We start from the raw sequence: 15,594 nt of genomic DNA, 5'->3' as shown, positions 1-15,594 counted from the left end.
GGGGAGTGTGCTCGATGACTTATGCCAGATCGTTCAGCTCCGGATGGGGGGCTGTTGCTGTTGCTGCGGCGACCCTGATGGCATCCGTGTCCGGTGCATATGCGCAGGCGCGGCCAGACACGCGTCAACTCACCTGCGCCCAGGCACAGGCGCTGGTCAAGCAAAGGGGCAGCGTCGTCATGACCACGGGTCCGACGACCTTCGACAAATTCGTCGCGACGTCAAATTACTGCTCGCCCGATGCAAAGATGCTGCGCCCGAAATTTGCGCCGACAAAAGACAACAACAAATGCGCAGTCGGCAACCAGTGCTTCCGGAGCCGGAACTTCCGCTGAGCCGGGCTGATCACATCGAAGCGGCATGGAATTGACTTCTGTTCCAGCGGCCGCCGCGCAGCACCCTGAACGGGTGCTGCGTGGTTTTGAACGATCGGTGACCGGGTCGTTCAGCCCCGAAGCGTGCCGCCGGTCGCTTTCTCGACATTGGCGATGATCTTTCTCGCCACCGCGTCGATTTCCTCGTCCGTCAGCGTCTTCTGGCGCGGCTGAAGGAGCACGTCGATCGCGACCGACTTCTGTCCTTCCGGAACGCCTTGGCCTGCATAGATGTCGAACAGGGTCACGTCTGCGATCAGGTTCTTTTCAGCACCGCGCGCTGCTTTCAGAACGGTCTCGGCAACCACGTCCTGACTGACCAGGAATGCGAAATCGCGTCTGACGGGCATCAGATGGCTGGCGTTAAGCGCGCCCTTGGACCCGCCGGCCTTTTTCTTCGGTTGCGGCAGAGCGTCCAGATCGATCTCGAACGCGACCAGCGGGCCTTCGATATCAAGCTCGGCCAGTGTCCGCGGATGAACTTCGCCGAAAACCGCGAGCGTGTTTTTCGGACCGAGTTTCAGGCAGCCGGAACGGCCGGGATGAAATGTGGAAGGCGCGTCCGTATAGACCTGCAGCCGGTCGACTGGAGCTCCGATCGCGGCCAGCGCGGCTTCCGCGTCGGCCTTCGCGTCGTAGACATCCACATCTGCGGAGTTTCCGGACCAGTGCCGGGACGGTCCCTGGAGCTTCGCGGTGCCCCGGCGCACACCCGCGGCAACCATTTTCTGGCCCTGGGGCGTATCGCCGTGAAAAACCTGGCCGATCTCGAACAGGGCAACGTCGCCGAAACCGCGGTCGGCGTTGCGCTGCGCCGCGGTCAAAAGGCCCGGCAGGAGGCTCGGGCGCATGTCCGACATCTCGTGGGAGATCGGATTGGCGAGGGCAAGCGCGGCGTTGCCGCCGCCGAAAAGCTCGGCCTGCGGCCTGGAGATGAACGACCAGGTAACGGCCTCGTTGAACCCGCGCGCGGCCAGCGCGCGCCTTGCCCGGTTTCGCCGGATCTGCCCGGTTGTCAGAACCTTCTGCCCGACCGTGCCGGTCCGCGGCAGCGGCGTCAGCGGCACCCGGTCAAGCCCGATGATGCGCACGATCTCCTCAACGAGATCGGCCTTGCCTTCGATGTCCGGACGCCAGCTAGGGGCCGCGACCTTGACGGTGTCGCCACCACCGGAAATCCAGAAGCCGAGCGATTTCAGCGTCAGGTTCGCCTCCGCAAGCGACACCTCGACACCGGACAGGCGCCGGATTTCCGAATAGGGAAACTCGATGATGTTGCTGCTGTCCGGAACGCGGCCGGCCTGGGTGGTCTCCGACGGCTCACCACCGCACAGGTCGAGCACCATCCGGGTGGCATATTCCAGGCCGGGCATCATGTAGTCGGGATCGACGCCGCGTTCGAACCGGTAGCGCGCGTCCGTGTTGACGCCGAGCTTGCGGCCGGTGGCTGCAATGTCGTCCTCGTCCCAAAGCGCGGATTCGATCAGGACATTGACCGTCTCGTCTGTACAGCCGGACGGCTCTCCGCCGAGGATGCCTCCGAGGCTTTCCACGGCGTTGTCGTCGGCGATCACGCAGACGGTGTCGTCAATTTCATAGGACTTGCCGTTGAGGCCATCGAGGGTCTCGCCCTCACTGCCGCGCCGGACCACCAGGTTGCCGTGCACCTTGTCGGCGTCGAACACATGCAGAGGACGGCCCTGGTCGAAGGTGATGTAGTTGGTGATGTCGACGAGACTGTTGATCGGACGCAGGCCGATGGCCGTGAGGCGGTCCTGCAGCCACTGCGGCGACGGGCCGTTCTTGATGCCCTTGACCATGCGCAGGCCGAACGCCTTGCACATCGGCTTCGTATCGCCGAAGTCGAGCGAGACGCTGACGGGGCAGGGGTAGCTGCCGCGGATCTGCTCGTGCGAGCGTTCCTTGAGCTTGCCAAGGCCGGCGGCGGCAAGATCACGGGCGATACCGTAGACGCCGGTGCAGTCCGGCCGGTTCGGTGTCAGTCCGATTTCGATGACCGGTTCGTCCAGTCCCGCCCATTCGGCGTAGCTAACACCAACCGGTGCGTCCGGGGGCAGGTCGATGATGCCGTCATGCTCGTCCGACAGTTCAAGCTCGCGCTCCGAGCACATCATGCCGAAGCTTTCCACGTCGCGGATCTTGCCGACGGACAAGGTGGTGTCGAGGCCCGGAATATAGTCGCCCGGCTTGCCGAGCACTCCGACAAGTCCGGCGCGCGCGTTGGGCGCGCCGCAGACGATCTGAACCGGATCGCCGTCGCCGGTATCCACCTTGAGCACGCGCAGCCTGTCTGCATTCGGATGCTGTTCGGCTTCCAGCACCTTCGCGATCCGGAAAGGCTTGAGCCTGTCGGCGCGGTTGGTAACTTCCTCGACCTCCAGCCCGATCATCGTCAGACGTTCGACGATCTCTTCCAGGCTGGCATCGGTTTCCAGGTGCTCCTTGAGCCAGGAAAGGGTGAACTTCATTTTCGGTACTCTTTGTCTCTTGCACGGCGTCTATGCGCCGCAAATCCGGTCAATTCGAAAGATCAGTTGCCGAAACGGTCAACCTCAGGCAGGACGGTCGCGTCGCCGTAGCTCTCCGCGAAACGGCGGCCGATCTCACCGAATTCGCCCGTCCAGCGGCGCACCATGTCCGGCGTGATCTGCTGATTGGTGGCGATCGCCTGTGCGGCTTCCGCCTCGATACGGTCGCGCAGGATGCCGAGTTCGACCTGGGCCGCGTATTCCGCCCGGTATTTCCCGAGCCAGCCCATTGCCACGATCACAACCATCACCAGCAGGGCCGCCGTGCTTGTCAGGCCTGCCCACTTGGCCGTTCCGCCAATGCGCCGGTCACTGGCGATCAGGACCATAGAGGCAATCGTCAGAAAGGCCACGATGTAGATAGCCTGCAGGAAGCTCTGGTACTTTTCGGCCGAACTTGCTTCATGATTGGCGCGCAGGGTGGTGATCCGGTCCCTCAGATAGAGAAGGGCATCGGCCTCCGTGCCGAGCTTGTCGCGGAAGTAAGTGTCGCAAAACCTCAGGCGGCCACGGGACTCGATCTTTTCGGCGCACGCTTCCATGAACGACGTTGGCGTCGGCACACGCTCGTCTATGTCTGCCGTCTGGGCGGCCGACGGGATGACGGTGCCGAGAAGCAGCATGAAGACGAGGGTTAAGCGGGTGATCAATGACATAGACGTTTGTCCCTGGATCCGGGTGATTAGGTGGACAGGCCGCCGAACAATGTCGGCAGATCGAGCGGACGGAAGCCGTAATGCTGGATCCAGCGGACATCCGCGTCGAAGAAGGCCCTGAGATCCGGCATGCCGTATTTCAGCATGGCGATCCGGTCGATCCCCATGCCCCAGGCGAAGCCTTGATAGACATCCGGATCGAGGCCGCAATTGCGAATGACGTTCGGATGCACCATGCCGCAGCCGAGAATCTCCAGCCAGTCCTCGCCCTGGCCGATCTTCACTTCACCGCCGGAGCGGTCGCACTGGATGTCGACCTCCATCGACGGCTCCGTGAACGGGAAAAAGCTCGGACGGAAGCGCATCTTGATATCGTCGACCTCGAAGAACGCCTTGCAGAATTCCAGCAGGACCCATTTCAGGTGGCCGAAATGGCTTTCCTTGTCGATCACGAGCCCTTCCACCTGGTGGAACATGGGCGTGTGGGTCTGGTCGCTGTCGCAGCGATACGTGCGTCCAGGGATGATCACGCGGATCGGAGGCTCCTGGGAACGCATGGTGCGGATCTGGACAGGTGAGGTGTGCGTGCGCAGCAGCAGGCGTTCGCCGTCTTCCTTTTCGTTGAAGAAGAACGTGTCATGCATCTCGCGGGCAGGATGGCCCTCGGGAAAGTTCAGGGCGGTGAAGTTCAGTTCATCCGTCTCGATGTCCGGGCCTTCGGCAATCGAGAAGCCCATATCCGCGAAGATGGCCGTGAGTTCGTCGATCACCTGGCTGACCGGATGTATGCGGCCGGCTTCGGCCGGTGACGGGCGAAGCGGCAGGGTGACGTCGACGGTTTCGCTGGCAAGACGCGCCCCGAGGGCTGCTTCCGCGAGGATGTCCTTGCGCGCACTGATGGCGTCGGTGATCCTGGCTTTCAGCCCGTTGAGGGCCGGCCCCATCACCTGGCGCTCTTCCGGCGTCATCTTTCCGAGCGTCTTCATCTGCTCGGAAATCTTTCCTTTCTTGCCAAGGGTTGTGACCCGGATGTCCTCAAGGGCGGTTTCGGTCTCCGCGCCGTCGATGGCGGCCAGGAGATCGGTTTCTAGAACGTCGAGATTTGACATGCGTGCTCGGTTGTCGGTGCGCGCGCCGCGCGCAGAAATGAAAGTCGGGGTCTTTTAGCGAATAATGACGCCGAATGCCACGGCCTCGACCGCATTATTGCGTGAGCCCCAGGTGAATGGAAAAACGCCGCTTTTCAGGAAGGAAAGACCTGGCGCCTCAGCGCATAAATCGTCCGCAGGCCGGGCCCTGAAGCTTGGGCACGCGCACAGCAATGGCACGCAGGCGCAGGGAAACTGCGGCGTGGCCGGAAGAAGGGCGCTGGGTCGTGCGGTCGGTCATGCGCGCAATGTACCTGAAGCCGAGGCGAAGGCAAGTGGGAATGCCAGGTTTGCCGGGCATCTGGTACCCCTCCCCCTCGGGAGAGGGGACTTTTGCTCCGGCTGGTGCGCAACAGCTCTGCGCACGTCCTCGGGATGTGGCCTTTGCCTTCTGCCCTTCTCCGTAAGGCCATGGCATGACCGACGTTGGTGTGATTCTCAAATCCCGACCTGAACTTCCACCTCATCTGCGCCTTTCGGCCGTCCGATAGAGGCCTGGAGTTCGTCCGGAAGCCAGCTCTCGAACGCGCGTTTCGCTTTGGTTTGAGGGGCTGTTTTGCCGCTGATCAGCCAATAGCCGAGCCCGGTTGCCGGGCGTTGCGGAAACGGGGCGATCACCTGTCCGGACTTCACCGCATAGACGGCGAGGGTTTCCCAGGCGAGGAACACGCCCTGGCCGGCAATGGCCGCATCAAGGCAAAGCGAGCCGTCCGAGAATGTGGGGCCGTCCTGCAGGATGCTTTCGTCCAGATCGAAGAGATCGAGCCAGGTCTTCCAGCTGAACATCTGGCCCGGGTCGCGGATGATCGGCAGCCTGCCGATATCCGCCGGTGCGCGGATCTCTTCCGCGAGAGCCGGGCTGCACACCGGAAAGACCCGCTGGTTGAGAAGCTTTTGCGCATTGAGCCCCGGATAGGGTCCGTGCCCGACCCGGATGCACAGATCAACGTCGCTGGTATCCGGGTCGATGAGATCAATCGTTGCTTCCACGCGCACGCGAATGCCGGGATGGGCCTTGTTGAAACTCTTCAGGTGCCAGACAAGCCATTTGCCGGCAAAGACGGGCGCGACCGAAATGGTCAGCGCATCCTCCCGGCCCCGTTCCGTTGTCGCGACCGCCGTGGACAGCGAGCTCATGGCCGTCGTCAGGTGCGGTTGCATTGCCAGCATGTGTGCCGTCGGCAGCAAAAGCCGGTTCCGGCGCTCGAACAGCTGTACGCCCAGTTGGGCCTCGGACTTCTGGACCTGCTGGCTGACCGCCCCGACTGTGACGCCGAGCTCTTCAGCAGCGCTCTTGATCGACCCAAGCCGTGCGACGGCTTCAACGGCTCGCAATCCGGACAGATGGATTCGGTTGAGATTCTTCATTTTAGAAAAACTAAACTGATTTGCAGAAGAAGTCGATTTTTTTCGGCCCTAACTGGGTATAGGTATAGAGCATAGCTAAATTCAAAAAAGGAATTTGGCCATGACCAAAAGAACAATAAAAAGGAGACTGAAACTCATGATGAAACTGTTTATGCGCCGCCAGACGAAAGCGACATCGCCGTCCTGGTACGATCGGACCGATCCCCTGGCCCATCCGGCCATCCAGCGCATGAGCCCGCGGGAACTCGCGGATCTGCCGCTGAACCGGCGCTGACCCCGAACCGGCTGAAACGCCGGTCTCGATACAAGCCAGACATGTCCGGCCAGCCGGGCTGTCATTTCAATCCAGAACAGAAAACGGCGCCAGGACCCTGTCCGGCGCCGTTTCTGCTTTTGCGCATAAGACGATTTGGACTTGACCTGGAGTCGCTCCAGACGGGTAGTTTGCCTCGACTCAATGAGGCAGCACATGCGGATTTCAGAAGCATCAACCATGTCCGGTCTGAGCGTCGACACGATCAGGTACTACGAAAAATCGGGCCTTGTTCCGGCAATCGAGCGCAGCCCCGATGGATTGCGGCGGTTTTCGCCGGAAAACATCGAGTGGCTCGTCCTGCTCTACTGGTTGCGCAAGACCGGCATGCCGATGAAGGAAATGCGCCGGTTCGCAGCGCTTTACCGGGAGGGCGAGGCAAGCATTGCGGAGCGCAAGGCGGTGCTGCTCAATCACGAACAACGCCTCCGCCGGCGCCGTGCCGATCTGGACCGCTGCGCAGAAGTCCTTGCCTACAAGATCGCGACCTACAGGAAAATCGAAGGAGAGCCATCATGAAGATCATTTTCGTCGGAGCCTCGGGCGACGTTGGTACGGCGGCCCATAAAGAGCTTTCCTCCCGGCATGAAGTCATCACGGCGGGCCGGACGTCCGGCGACATTCGGGTGGATCTCGCATCACCTGCGAGTGTCGAGGCGATGTACCGGGCGACCGGTCCTGTCGACGCAGTCGTCTCCGCCGCCGGCGAGGTTGAATTCGCACGTCTGGAGGACATGAGCGTCGAGAAGTTCCGGTTCGGCCTTGAAAACAAGGCGCTCACGCAGGTCGGCCTGGTTCTGGCCGGATTGAACACGGTGAGGGAAGGCGGTTCCTTCACCCTGACCAGCGGCATTCTCGACCGCGATCCTGTCCTGATGGGAACGGGGGCAGCGATCGCAAACGGGGCTCTGGCCGGTTTTGTCAAATCCGCGGCGATCGACATGCCGGGAAACCGGAGGATCAACGTGGTCAGCCCGGGTCTTCTCGAGGTTTCGGCAGATCAGTATGGCGCCTGGTTCCCGGGTCACGAACTGGTCTCGTCCCGGCGCGTCGGTCTTGCCTATGCCAAATGCGTGGAAGGCGCGATCACGGGCCGGGTGGTCACCGTGGACTGAGCATGTCAAAACTCGGCCCGCCAAAGAGGTGCACGGCGGGCAGTCCTCTCAGCGTCATGCCATGGCTCGACTCGCTGCTGTCCGGTTTGGAATTTGCTCGTCGAACTTATGTCATTGAGAAAGCGGCAGTGTTCCGTCCGGCGCCAAGTTGGGACAAGGACTTGTTTTGCGGATTTGTCGTCCCGGTTTGGTGCGTAAGCGGCAAGACCGGGATCTAGTACGCCGTGTGACTTCAGTTTGGAAGAAGCGGGAGAAACAACGGGTTACTGGTTCCCTGCCTTCCGCTGCGCTTCAGCAGGGATGACAAGTCTGCATACGCAAACGCGCCCTACGGGCTCATCTCGTCATAAACCGGACAGCAGTGGGCCTGGCCATGGCATCCACGCCGTTCCAGTTGCGTCTGGAAGGCAACATGCGCGCGCGAGCGTCACGGCATGGATTGCCAGATCAAGTCTGGCAATGACGGGAGAGAGAGGGTTTGCAGGTTTGTTGATGAACCATATTTGACCCTCTTCATCCTGAGGAAGCGCGAATGCGCTGTCTCGAAGGACGGGCGTGCAAATTTTCAGAGATGGGAAACGGTTCGCATTGAGTGGCCGGTCATCAGGTTCGAAAGACAGGTATTCCTCTCAGCGTCATGCCATGGCTTGACCATGGAACCCATGCCGTTCCGGTTGCGTCTGGCAGGCAACATGCGCGCGCGGGCGTTACGGCATGGATTGCCAGATCAAGTCTGGCAATGACGGGAGAGAGAGGGTTTGCAGGTTTGTTGATGAACCATATTCGACCCTCTTCATCCTGAGGAAGCGCGAATGCGCTGTCTCGAAGGACGGGCGTGCAAATTTTCAGAGATGGGAAACGGTTCGCATTGAGTGGCCGGTCATCAGGTTCGAAAGACAGGTATTCCTCTCAGCGTCATGCCATGGCTTGACCATGGAATCCATGCCGTTCCGGTTGCGTCTGGCAGGCAACATGCGCGCTCGGGCGTTACGGCATGGATTGCCAGATCAAGTCTGGCAATGACGAAAGCGGGACATGTTGCGGGGCGTGGCCGGGACGCATCGCAAGACTGCTCCGCGCCTCACTCGTCCATCTTGAGGGCCTGGATGAAGGCTTCCTGGGGGATTTCGACCTTGCCGAACTGGCGCATCTTCTTCTTGCCCGCCTTCTGCTTTTCCAGAAGCTTGCGCTTGCGGGTGGCATCGCCCCCGTAGCATTTCGCGGTCACGTCCTTGCGCAGGGCGGCAATGGTTTCGCGGGCGATGACGCGTCCGCCGAGGGCGGCCTGGATCGGGATCTTGAACATGTGCCGCGGGATCAGGTCCTTCAGCTTTTCGCACATGGCGCGTCCGCGCCGTTCCGCCTGGCTGCGGTGCACCAGCACGGACAGCGCATCGACCGGTTCCTCGTTGACAAGGATCGACATCTTGACGAGGTCGCCGGCCCGGTAATCGGAAATCTGGTAGTCGAACGAGGCATAGCCCTTGGAGACAGATTTCAGCCGGTCGTAGAAGTCGAAGACGACTTCGTTGAGCGGCAGGTCGTAGGAGACCATGGCACGGCTCCCGACATAGGACAGATCGACCTGGATACCCCGCCGCTCCTGGCACAGTTTCAGGATCGCACCAAGATAGTCGTCCGGTGTCATGATGGTTGCCCGGATCCACGGTTCGCGGATTTCGGAAATCTTGACGATATCCGGCATGTCGGCCGGGTTGTGCAACTCGACCTCGGACCCGTCTGTCAGCGTCATCTGGTAGACAACCGAAGGAGCCGTTGCGATCAGGTCCAGGTTGAATTCGCGCGACAGGCGCTCCTGGATGATCTCCAGGTGAAGGAGCCCCAGGAACCCGCAGCGAAAGCCGAAGCCGAGCGCCGCCGACGTTTCCATCTCGAAGGAGAAGCTCGCATCGTTGAGGCGCAGTTTGCCCATCGCTGCACGCAGGTCTTCGAAATCGTTCGCATCGACCGGGAAGAGGCCACAGAAGACGACCGGCTGGGCCGGTTTGAAGCCCGGCAGCGGTTCGGTGCACGGTTTCTTGTCCAGCGTGATGGTGTCGCCGACCCTGGTGTCGGCCACTTCCTTGATCGAGCCGGTGATGACGCCGATTTCGCCCGAACGCAACTCGTCCACCTGGATGAACTTCGGTGTCATGACACCGACCCGGTCAACGTCATAGGACGCACCGGTGCCCATCATCTTGATCTTCTGGCCCTTCTTGAGCGTGCCGTTGATCACCCGCACCAGCACCATCACGCCGAGATAGGTGTCGTACCAGCTGTCGACCAGCATGGCCTTCAGCGTGTCATCAGGATCGCCTTCCGGGGCGGGGAGTTTGTGGACGATCGCTTCGAGCACGTCTTCCACGCCGAGGCCGGTCTTCGCCGAAATCATGCAGGCATCCGACGCATCAATGCCGATCACGTCCTCGATCTGTTCCTTGATCCGGTCCGGTTCGGCGGCGGGAAGGTCGATCTTGTTCAGGACGGTGACGATTTCGTGGTCATTGTCGATCGCCTGGTAGACATTGGCAAGCGTCTGCGCTTCCACACCCTGCGACGCGTCAACGACAAGCAGCGAACCTTCACAGGCTGCAAGAGACCGGGACACCTCGTAGGCAAAGTCCACGTGACCCGGTGTGTCGATCAGGTTCAGCGTGTATTGCTGGCCGTCCTTGGCGTTGTAGATCAGCCGGACCGTCTGGGCCTTGATGGTGATGCCGCGTTCACGCTCGATATCCATGGAGTCGAGAACCTGTTCGGTCATTTCGCGGTCGGTCATCGTGCCCGTCATCTGGATCAGCCGGTCGGCAAGCGTTGACTTGCCGTGGTCGATATGGGCCACGATGGAAAAATTTCGGATGTTGGAAAGGCTCTTCGTCGTCATGGCCGCCCGTTTACCACCGCAATTTGCTTTCGACCAGAAAAATGCGAGCGAACGGCGCGGAAATCCGTTGCTTTTTTTCAACTCTTTGGAACGGGCCGGATCAAGGGAGTGCGAGCAGGCTGCAAACAGCAAACTGGCACGGGCTGCTGTTGATCGAAAACGGGGGAAAGTGCAGGTGGGTTCGGGATCTTTGCACCCGGAACACGGAACACGTCTCACTTCTCATTTCGGCAGGCTCAGTTCGCCGTCAGCACCGTCCGGCAAGCATTGGGCAGGGCGGCAAGTGCCATCGGGCGTTTCTTGACGACTTTAGGTTTTTCACCGGCCTTCGGCGGGTTCTTTGGAACCCAGGGTTCATCGGAAAGCCAGTAGGTCAGGTGCGATCCGCAACCGTCACCGGGTGGCGGCGGGTTCTGGTTCTTGCAGCCTGCGCTTCCTTTCGGGCAGGAAAGCCGGACATGAAAATGATAGTGATGGCCCCACCAGGGCCGGACCTTCCGGAGCCAGGCACGGTCCTTGCTCTTTTCAAACTCGCACAGGGCCTTCTTGATCGTCGGATTGACGAAGATGCGGGCGACACGCTTGTCGGAAGCGGCGCGGCGGATCAGGCGCGCATGTGTGTCTGTCCACTTGTTCGGATCGACACTGCGGTCGGCGCCCTTAACGTCGAGCGGACCCTTCAGCATCGAGATGGCGGATACATCTTCCCTCTCTTGCGCGGAAAGACGCCGGTTCGGCATTTCCCTGAGCCAGATGTCGGCATCCAGCCCGATCTGGTGACTGGCATGACCGGACAGCATCGGACCGCCGCGCGGCTGTGCGAGGTCGCCGACAAGGAGGCCATTCCACCCCACCTTGGGGGCATCGGCGGCAAGATCCTTCAGGTAGTCGATCAGCTCGGGATGACCCCAGTTGCGGTTTCTGGAGAGCCGCATCGCCTGCCAGGTCGGTCCGTCCGGAGGCAACGAGGCGCCACCTGCAAGACAGCCTTTCGCGTAAGACCCGATGGCGCGCGCCTTCAGCGGGGCCGGTCCGTCCGCGGCACCGAAATAGTCCTTCGCCGGGAGCTGAGAGCGAAGTACGAGTGTCGGTTTCTTGGCGACGTAGCCTTCCGGCACGTCTCTTTTTCGGACCGGAACCGGAACACCGGCAACGGTCGTGAAACTCGGCTCATAGGCTTCGGCTGCGTTTTTGCCCGGTTTGTCCGCCGGAACGGGCACAGGTTTTGCGAGCGCCGATCCGGCAGTGCATACGGCCAACAGCAGTCCGAGACCGGTCCAAGCCAGCTTGCAGGACAGCCGATTTGCTCGTTCAGGCTTGCTCACGTGAATGCCTCGCGCGTTCCCCGGCGAGCCGCTTTCCAGGAAGGTATCCGGGCGGCACATCCGCCTAGGCAGCATGCACCAAATCGGACCCTTGCGCATCTGGTTCCGCAGTTTCCACCTGCGCTTTCAACAGATCGGCCAGTTCATCCAGCAGAACGGTGTTGTCGCGGATGATCCGGTCCGCCGCGCCGTTCAGCAGGATAATGTTGCCCGGGCGGGCATTGTCCAGGTCTTCGGCTTCCGGCTCCAGCGTGGTGTCGAGGCGGTGATAGGTGACGTTGTCCATGAGGCCGAACAGATGCTGCGCCTGGTACTCCGCGGTCTGCGATTGCCCGTCGGAGAAGATGGAGAGGATCGGGGAACCTTTTGAAGGCTGCATCCAGCCGAGGGAGCCCCAGCCGATGGCGTCCTGATAGGCAAACGGCCGATCTGAGGCCCGTCCGGTGCCGAGGGAAAGGATGACGATCTCGTCGTTTTCCCAGCCGAGCTTGCGCGTTTCAAGATAGGCGGCGATCGCAGGGTCGTTCATGAACACACCGCCGTCGACAAGGGCTTCCTCGCGCTTGCGGCTGAGGTTTTCAACGCGCGCCGGTTCGAAATAGGACGGCGCTGCAGTCGTGGCCCGCACGGCCTGCCAGAAATAGTAGTCGTCGGGCCGTCCGCCATTTTCCTCCAGCCCGTTGGTCATGAAGACAGCCTTGCGCTGCTCTATGTCGTACGCGGTCAGAACGAGTCTGGTCAGCGCGCTCGCCATGGAGGTCCAGCCGAAACGTTCCTTGAGCAGCTTTTCCAGCGGACGTGCATCATATGTTTCGTCGAACAGGCCAAGCGGGTTGGTCACCGCCCGTGCGAAACGTGCGGTGATGGAATTGGTGAAGATATCTCTGGCTTCGCGTTCGTAAAAGGAACGCAGCTCTTCGATCGTCGCGGCGGCTTCGCCTGCGGTTCCGCCGGGCCGCGGAGCACTCAGTCCGGCCGCAATCAGCCCGCCGGTGGACGTGCCCGCCATCAGGTCGAACACCTTGTGAAAGGGTTTGCTGACCCCGCGCTGACCCAAACGGGCCTCGAGGGATTCAAGAACGCGCAGTGGGATAAGGCCGCGGACACCGCCGCCGTCAATGGAAAGAATGAAACGCTTTTTCTGGGTCATGGTCAGTCCCGGGGTGGTCAAAATTTGAAGGGGCAGCGCCTGCTCGCAAACCGCATCATACGCTTATGTGATCGTTGATTAAATGTTTGCGACCAATTGCGACACTGCAATGGCAATTTTTAAAAGATAGTCCTTAAATGGCAAATTTGGAGAGCAACAGGTTAAGCGAATAGTTGGAATTCTGCTGAATCTTCTGATTTGCCACAGATACAACCCATAATACACACGGACGGCTCTTTATCCGGAGGTTGATTTCGGACTAGGATCGCCCCGATTGCCAATACCCCTACAGGACGCCCCATGAATATCGATCTACTGCGCCGACTTTGCGAAACTCCGGGTGTGCCGGGCCACGAGCACCGCGTGCGCGAGCTCATCCAGAATGAGATCAAGGGGCTGTTCGACGAGGTCACGGTTGACCCGATGGGATCGCTTTTGTGCCGGCGCGACAGCCGCAAGGCCTCCGGAAAGGGCGACCCGAAAAAGATCATGCTGCTGTGCCACATGGACGAGATCGGTTTTCTGGTCTCGCATGTCACGGACAAGGGGTTCCTCCATGTCCAGCCGGTCGGAGGCTTTGACGCGCGCAACCTGTTTTCGCGCCGTGTCCTTGTCTCCACCGATGACGGCGACTTCAAGGGGGTCATGAACCCGGGCGGCAAGCCGATCCATATTTCGTCTCCCGAAGAACGCAAGAAGATCCCCGAACCCAAGGACTTCGTTGTCGATCTGGGCCTGGGAGAAAAGGCAAAGGATGTGGTCAGGGTTGGCGACATGGTGACAATGGACGAACCGCTGATCGAAATCGGCGAGAAAGTCGTTTCGAAAGCGCTCGACAATCGCATCGCCTGCTGGCTGGGGATCGAGGCCGTCAAGGGCCTCGGCAAAGCCAGGCACGCATGCGAAATCCATGTCGCATTCACCTGTCAGGAGGAAGTCGGACTGCGCGGGGCGCGGACCTCGTCCTTTGCCATCAAGCCGGATATCGGACTGGGCGTCGACACGACCCTTGCCTGCGACACGCCGGGTGTGCCCGAGCAGGACCGCACAACGGTTCAGGGCAACGGCTTTGGCCTGCATGTCAAGGACAGCAGTTTCATTGCCGACCGGGATCTCGTGAAGGAATTCGAAGCTCTCGCTCAGAAGGAAAAGATCCCGTTCCAACGCACGATGCTCGCCGCCGGCGGTCAGGACGGGGCAGCGGCTCAGCAGGCTGCGGCCGGCGCAAAGGCCGTCGGCATCGTGGTCGGGACCCGTTACATCCACACGGTCACCGAGATGATCCACAAGTCGGACCTTCAGGCGGCGCTCGACGTGCTTGTCGCCTATCTGAAAAAAGCCAAGGGCTGACTAGTCACCTGAATCTGAAGTTCGACTCCTTTTGCAGCGGTCTTCGAACGAACTTCAGATTCAAGAAGGTGACTAGCAAGTCTATGTTTCGAGTGCGGTTTATGAATTTGAAGTTCGCTTCGGAGACTGCTGGAGCAATGATGCGAACTTCAAATTCACCGCACTGGGTCATCCCTTCACAGAACAGGCCGCAGAAAGTGCCGGTCATAGCGGCGGATGCAGCCCGTTTCCTCTGCAAACGCAATCGCCTTGCGGCACGCTTCGTCCTCCATGCTTTTCGCGCGATAGGTCTCATAAGCGGCAAGCGAGGGGTACGAAAACAGGCAGACGGCGAGATCGTTGGGGCTTTCATGCGGCAGGTAATAGCCGTGATGGGTGCCGCCGAACTTTTCGACGAGCGGGATCCACATGCGGGCATACTCTTCAAACTCTGCGGTCTTGGCCGGATCGATCTCGTACTTGATGTAACAGGTGATCATGTGCGCTTTTCTCCCGTGTCCGCACCCGCCGTCTCCGGGCGCCGATAGACGTTGTCGATAGCAGATTCTCCGAAAAGACACGCGTGCCAAAAACAAAACCCCGCCTTGGAGGCGGGGCTTAAAGACATTGTCCGGCGGTGCGTCCGCCGTCATCCGGGATCACGTTGTTCAGGCGAGCCTGTTTGCCAGGTTGGAGACCTGCTCCCCGGTTCCGGCATAAAGCTCGCTGACCGATGCGCTCAGATAGCTGAACGAACTGTCGCCGAAGTCACCCTCAATCGTGGATGCGTTGGCGGAGCGGACAGAAAGTCCCGTTTCGCTGTCGTAGGAGACCCGTTCGTAGGAAACGAATTGTGCGGAGATCGTTTCACCGCCGATCTCGGCTTCGATTGTCGTCGTAGAAATCGATGCGCTTTCGTAGGCAACGGACGCCGACGGTCCGCTGTCATCCTCGCCGAGAGCCGCCTGCAGCTTTCCGGCGGTCTTCTGATAGTCTTCGACGGTTGCAAGAGCCCGGTCCCGGCTTTCTTCCTCGTCCTCGCCCTTGCCTTTTTCCACCGCCTGCTGAAGCGCCGCGATAACAACCGCGTCTTCTTCGGCTTTCTTGCTGGCGGCTTCGAGCGCGGAAGCAGGGCCTGTCTTGTTGTGGCCGTTTCGCTGGCCGATGTCGTGACCAAAAGCGTTGCCTTTCGGACCCGGCCGGGATCCTTCCGGACCGGAGTTCGAATAGGACGCGGAAAACAGGCTTGCACTTTGTGTCGTGGTTTCGACTGTGATTTGCATATGCGTGATCCCGGGTTTACCGGCCCATCCTGGACCGGCGCAGTTCCCTTAATATTCGCTTAATCAAGTAAACAGCCGGTTAACCTTGCAACTGACG

15 protein-coding genes are annotated in these 15,594 nt (G+C 60.5%); 5 read left to right on the top strand and 10 right to left on the bottom strand.

What is annotated here, in order from left to right; genetic code table 11:
• Positions 1-14: 14 nt before the first annotated feature.
• Entirely contained in the window at positions 15-335 is a 321-nt protein-coding gene (locus RDA78_RS01475; protein WP_434053604.1) for a hypothetical protein, read from the top strand.
• A gap of 110 nt (positions 336-445) precedes the next feature.
• Here RDA78_RS01475 and pheT read toward each other — a convergent pair whose 3' ends face one another.
• The 5 genes from pheT to RDA78_RS01450 all read right to left on the bottom strand — a co-directional run bounded on the left by pheT (position 446) and on the right by RDA78_RS01450 (position 6,095).
• A complete protein-coding gene (pheT, locus tag RDA78_RS01470; RefSeq protein WP_434053603.1) occupies positions 446-2,863 on the bottom strand; it encodes a phenylalanine--tRNA ligase subunit beta in 2,418 nt (805 codons plus the stop codon).
• Between the two features lie 62 nt (positions 2,864-2,925).
• Positions 2,926-3,579 (bottom strand): phenylalanyl-tRNA synthetase subunit alpha, encoded by a 654-nt coding sequence (locus RDA78_RS01465; protein WP_434053602.1) that lies wholly within the window; start codon positions 3,577-3,579, stop codon positions 2,926-2,928.
• A 26-nt stretch (positions 3,580-3,605) separates the two neighbouring features.
• On the bottom strand, positions 3,606-4,688 hold the full coding sequence (gene pheS / locus RDA78_RS01460; protein ID WP_434053601.1) for a phenylalanine--tRNA ligase subunit alpha: 1,083 nt from the start codon (positions 4,686-4,688) through the stop codon (positions 3,606-3,608).
• Between the two features lie 157 nt (positions 4,689-4,845).
• Positions 4,846-5,028, bottom strand: coding sequence for a hypothetical protein (locus tag RDA78_RS01455; protein WP_434053600.1), 183 nt, complete (start codon positions 5,026-5,028; stop codon positions 4,846-4,848).
• A gap of 137 nt (positions 5,029-5,165) precedes the next feature.
• On the bottom strand, positions 5,166-6,095 hold the full coding sequence (locus RDA78_RS01450) for a LysR substrate-binding domain-containing protein (protein ID WP_434053599.1): 930 nt from the start codon (positions 6,093-6,095) through the stop codon (positions 5,166-5,168).
• 136 nt (positions 6,096-6,231) lie between these two features.
• Between RDA78_RS01450 and RDA78_RS01445 the strand changes: the two genes are divergently transcribed.
• From RDA78_RS01445 to RDA78_RS01435, 3 genes are all read left to right on the top strand, one after another.
• A complete protein-coding gene (locus RDA78_RS01445) occupies positions 6,232-6,369 on the top strand; it encodes a hypothetical protein (protein ID WP_434053598.1) in 138 nt (45 codons plus the stop codon).
• 195 nt (positions 6,370-6,564) lie between these two features.
• Positions 6,565-6,927 (top strand): MerR family transcriptional regulator, encoded by a 363-nt coding sequence (locus RDA78_RS01440; RefSeq protein ID WP_434053597.1) that lies wholly within the window; start codon positions 6,565-6,567, stop codon positions 6,925-6,927.
• Positions 6,924-7,523 (top strand): short chain dehydrogenase, encoded by a 600-nt coding sequence (locus RDA78_RS01435; protein ID WP_434053596.1) that lies wholly within the window; start codon positions 6,924-6,926, stop codon positions 7,521-7,523. Before RDA78_RS01440 ends, RDA78_RS01435 begins: the two co-directional genes overlap by 4 nt.
• Before the next feature lie 1,081 nt (positions 7,524-8,604).
• On the opposite strand, the gene lepA is transcribed toward RDA78_RS01435, so the two are convergent.
• The 3 genes from lepA to RDA78_RS01420 all read right to left on the bottom strand — a co-directional run bounded on the left by lepA (position 8,605) and on the right by RDA78_RS01420 (position 12,885).
• The gene (gene lepA / locus RDA78_RS01430) at positions 8,605-10,410 is read right to left on the bottom strand and encodes a translation elongation factor 4 (RefSeq protein WP_434053595.1); all 1,806 of its coding nucleotides are present in this window, start codon (positions 10,408-10,410) and stop codon (positions 8,605-8,607) included.
• A gap of 236 nt (positions 10,411-10,646) precedes the next feature.
• Complete coding sequence (mepA, locus tag RDA78_RS01425) at positions 10,647-11,735, bottom strand: penicillin-insensitive murein endopeptidase (RefSeq protein ID WP_434053594.1); 1,089 nt, start codon at positions 11,733-11,735, stop codon at positions 10,647-10,649.
• Between the two features lie 64 nt (positions 11,736-11,799).
• Positions 11,800-12,885: a patatin-like phospholipase family protein gene (locus tag RDA78_RS01420; RefSeq protein WP_434053593.1), complete on the bottom strand. Its 1,086-nt coding sequence runs from the start codon at positions 12,883-12,885 to the stop codon at positions 11,800-11,802.
• Between the two features lie 300 nt (positions 12,886-13,185).
• Between RDA78_RS01420 and RDA78_RS01415 the strand changes: the two genes are divergently transcribed.
• Entirely contained in the window at positions 13,186-14,235 is a 1,050-nt protein-coding gene (locus tag RDA78_RS01415; protein WP_434053592.1) for a M42 family metallopeptidase, read from the top strand.
• A gap of 176 nt (positions 14,236-14,411) precedes the next feature.
• On the opposite strand, the gene RDA78_RS01410 is transcribed toward RDA78_RS01415, so the two are convergent.
• Both RDA78_RS01410 and RDA78_RS01405 read right to left on the bottom strand, forming a co-directional pair.
• Entirely contained in the window at positions 14,412-14,714 is a 303-nt protein-coding gene (locus RDA78_RS01410) for an NIPSNAP family protein (protein ID WP_434053591.1), read from the bottom strand.
• Between the two features lie 168 nt (positions 14,715-14,882).
• Positions 14,883-15,497: a hypothetical protein gene (locus RDA78_RS01405; protein WP_434053590.1), complete on the bottom strand. Its 615-nt coding sequence runs from the start codon at positions 15,495-15,497 to the stop codon at positions 14,883-14,885.
• Positions 15,498-15,594 lie beyond the last annotated feature (97 nt).

This window comes from Roseibium sp., from assembly GCF_051016195.1.
Taxonomy (GTDB): Bacteria; Pseudomonadota; Alphaproteobacteria; order Rhizobiales; family Stappiaceae; genus Roseibium.
The sequence above is the reverse complement of the archived record's forward strand: the minus strand, read 5'-3'. Positions and strand labels throughout refer to the sequence as shown.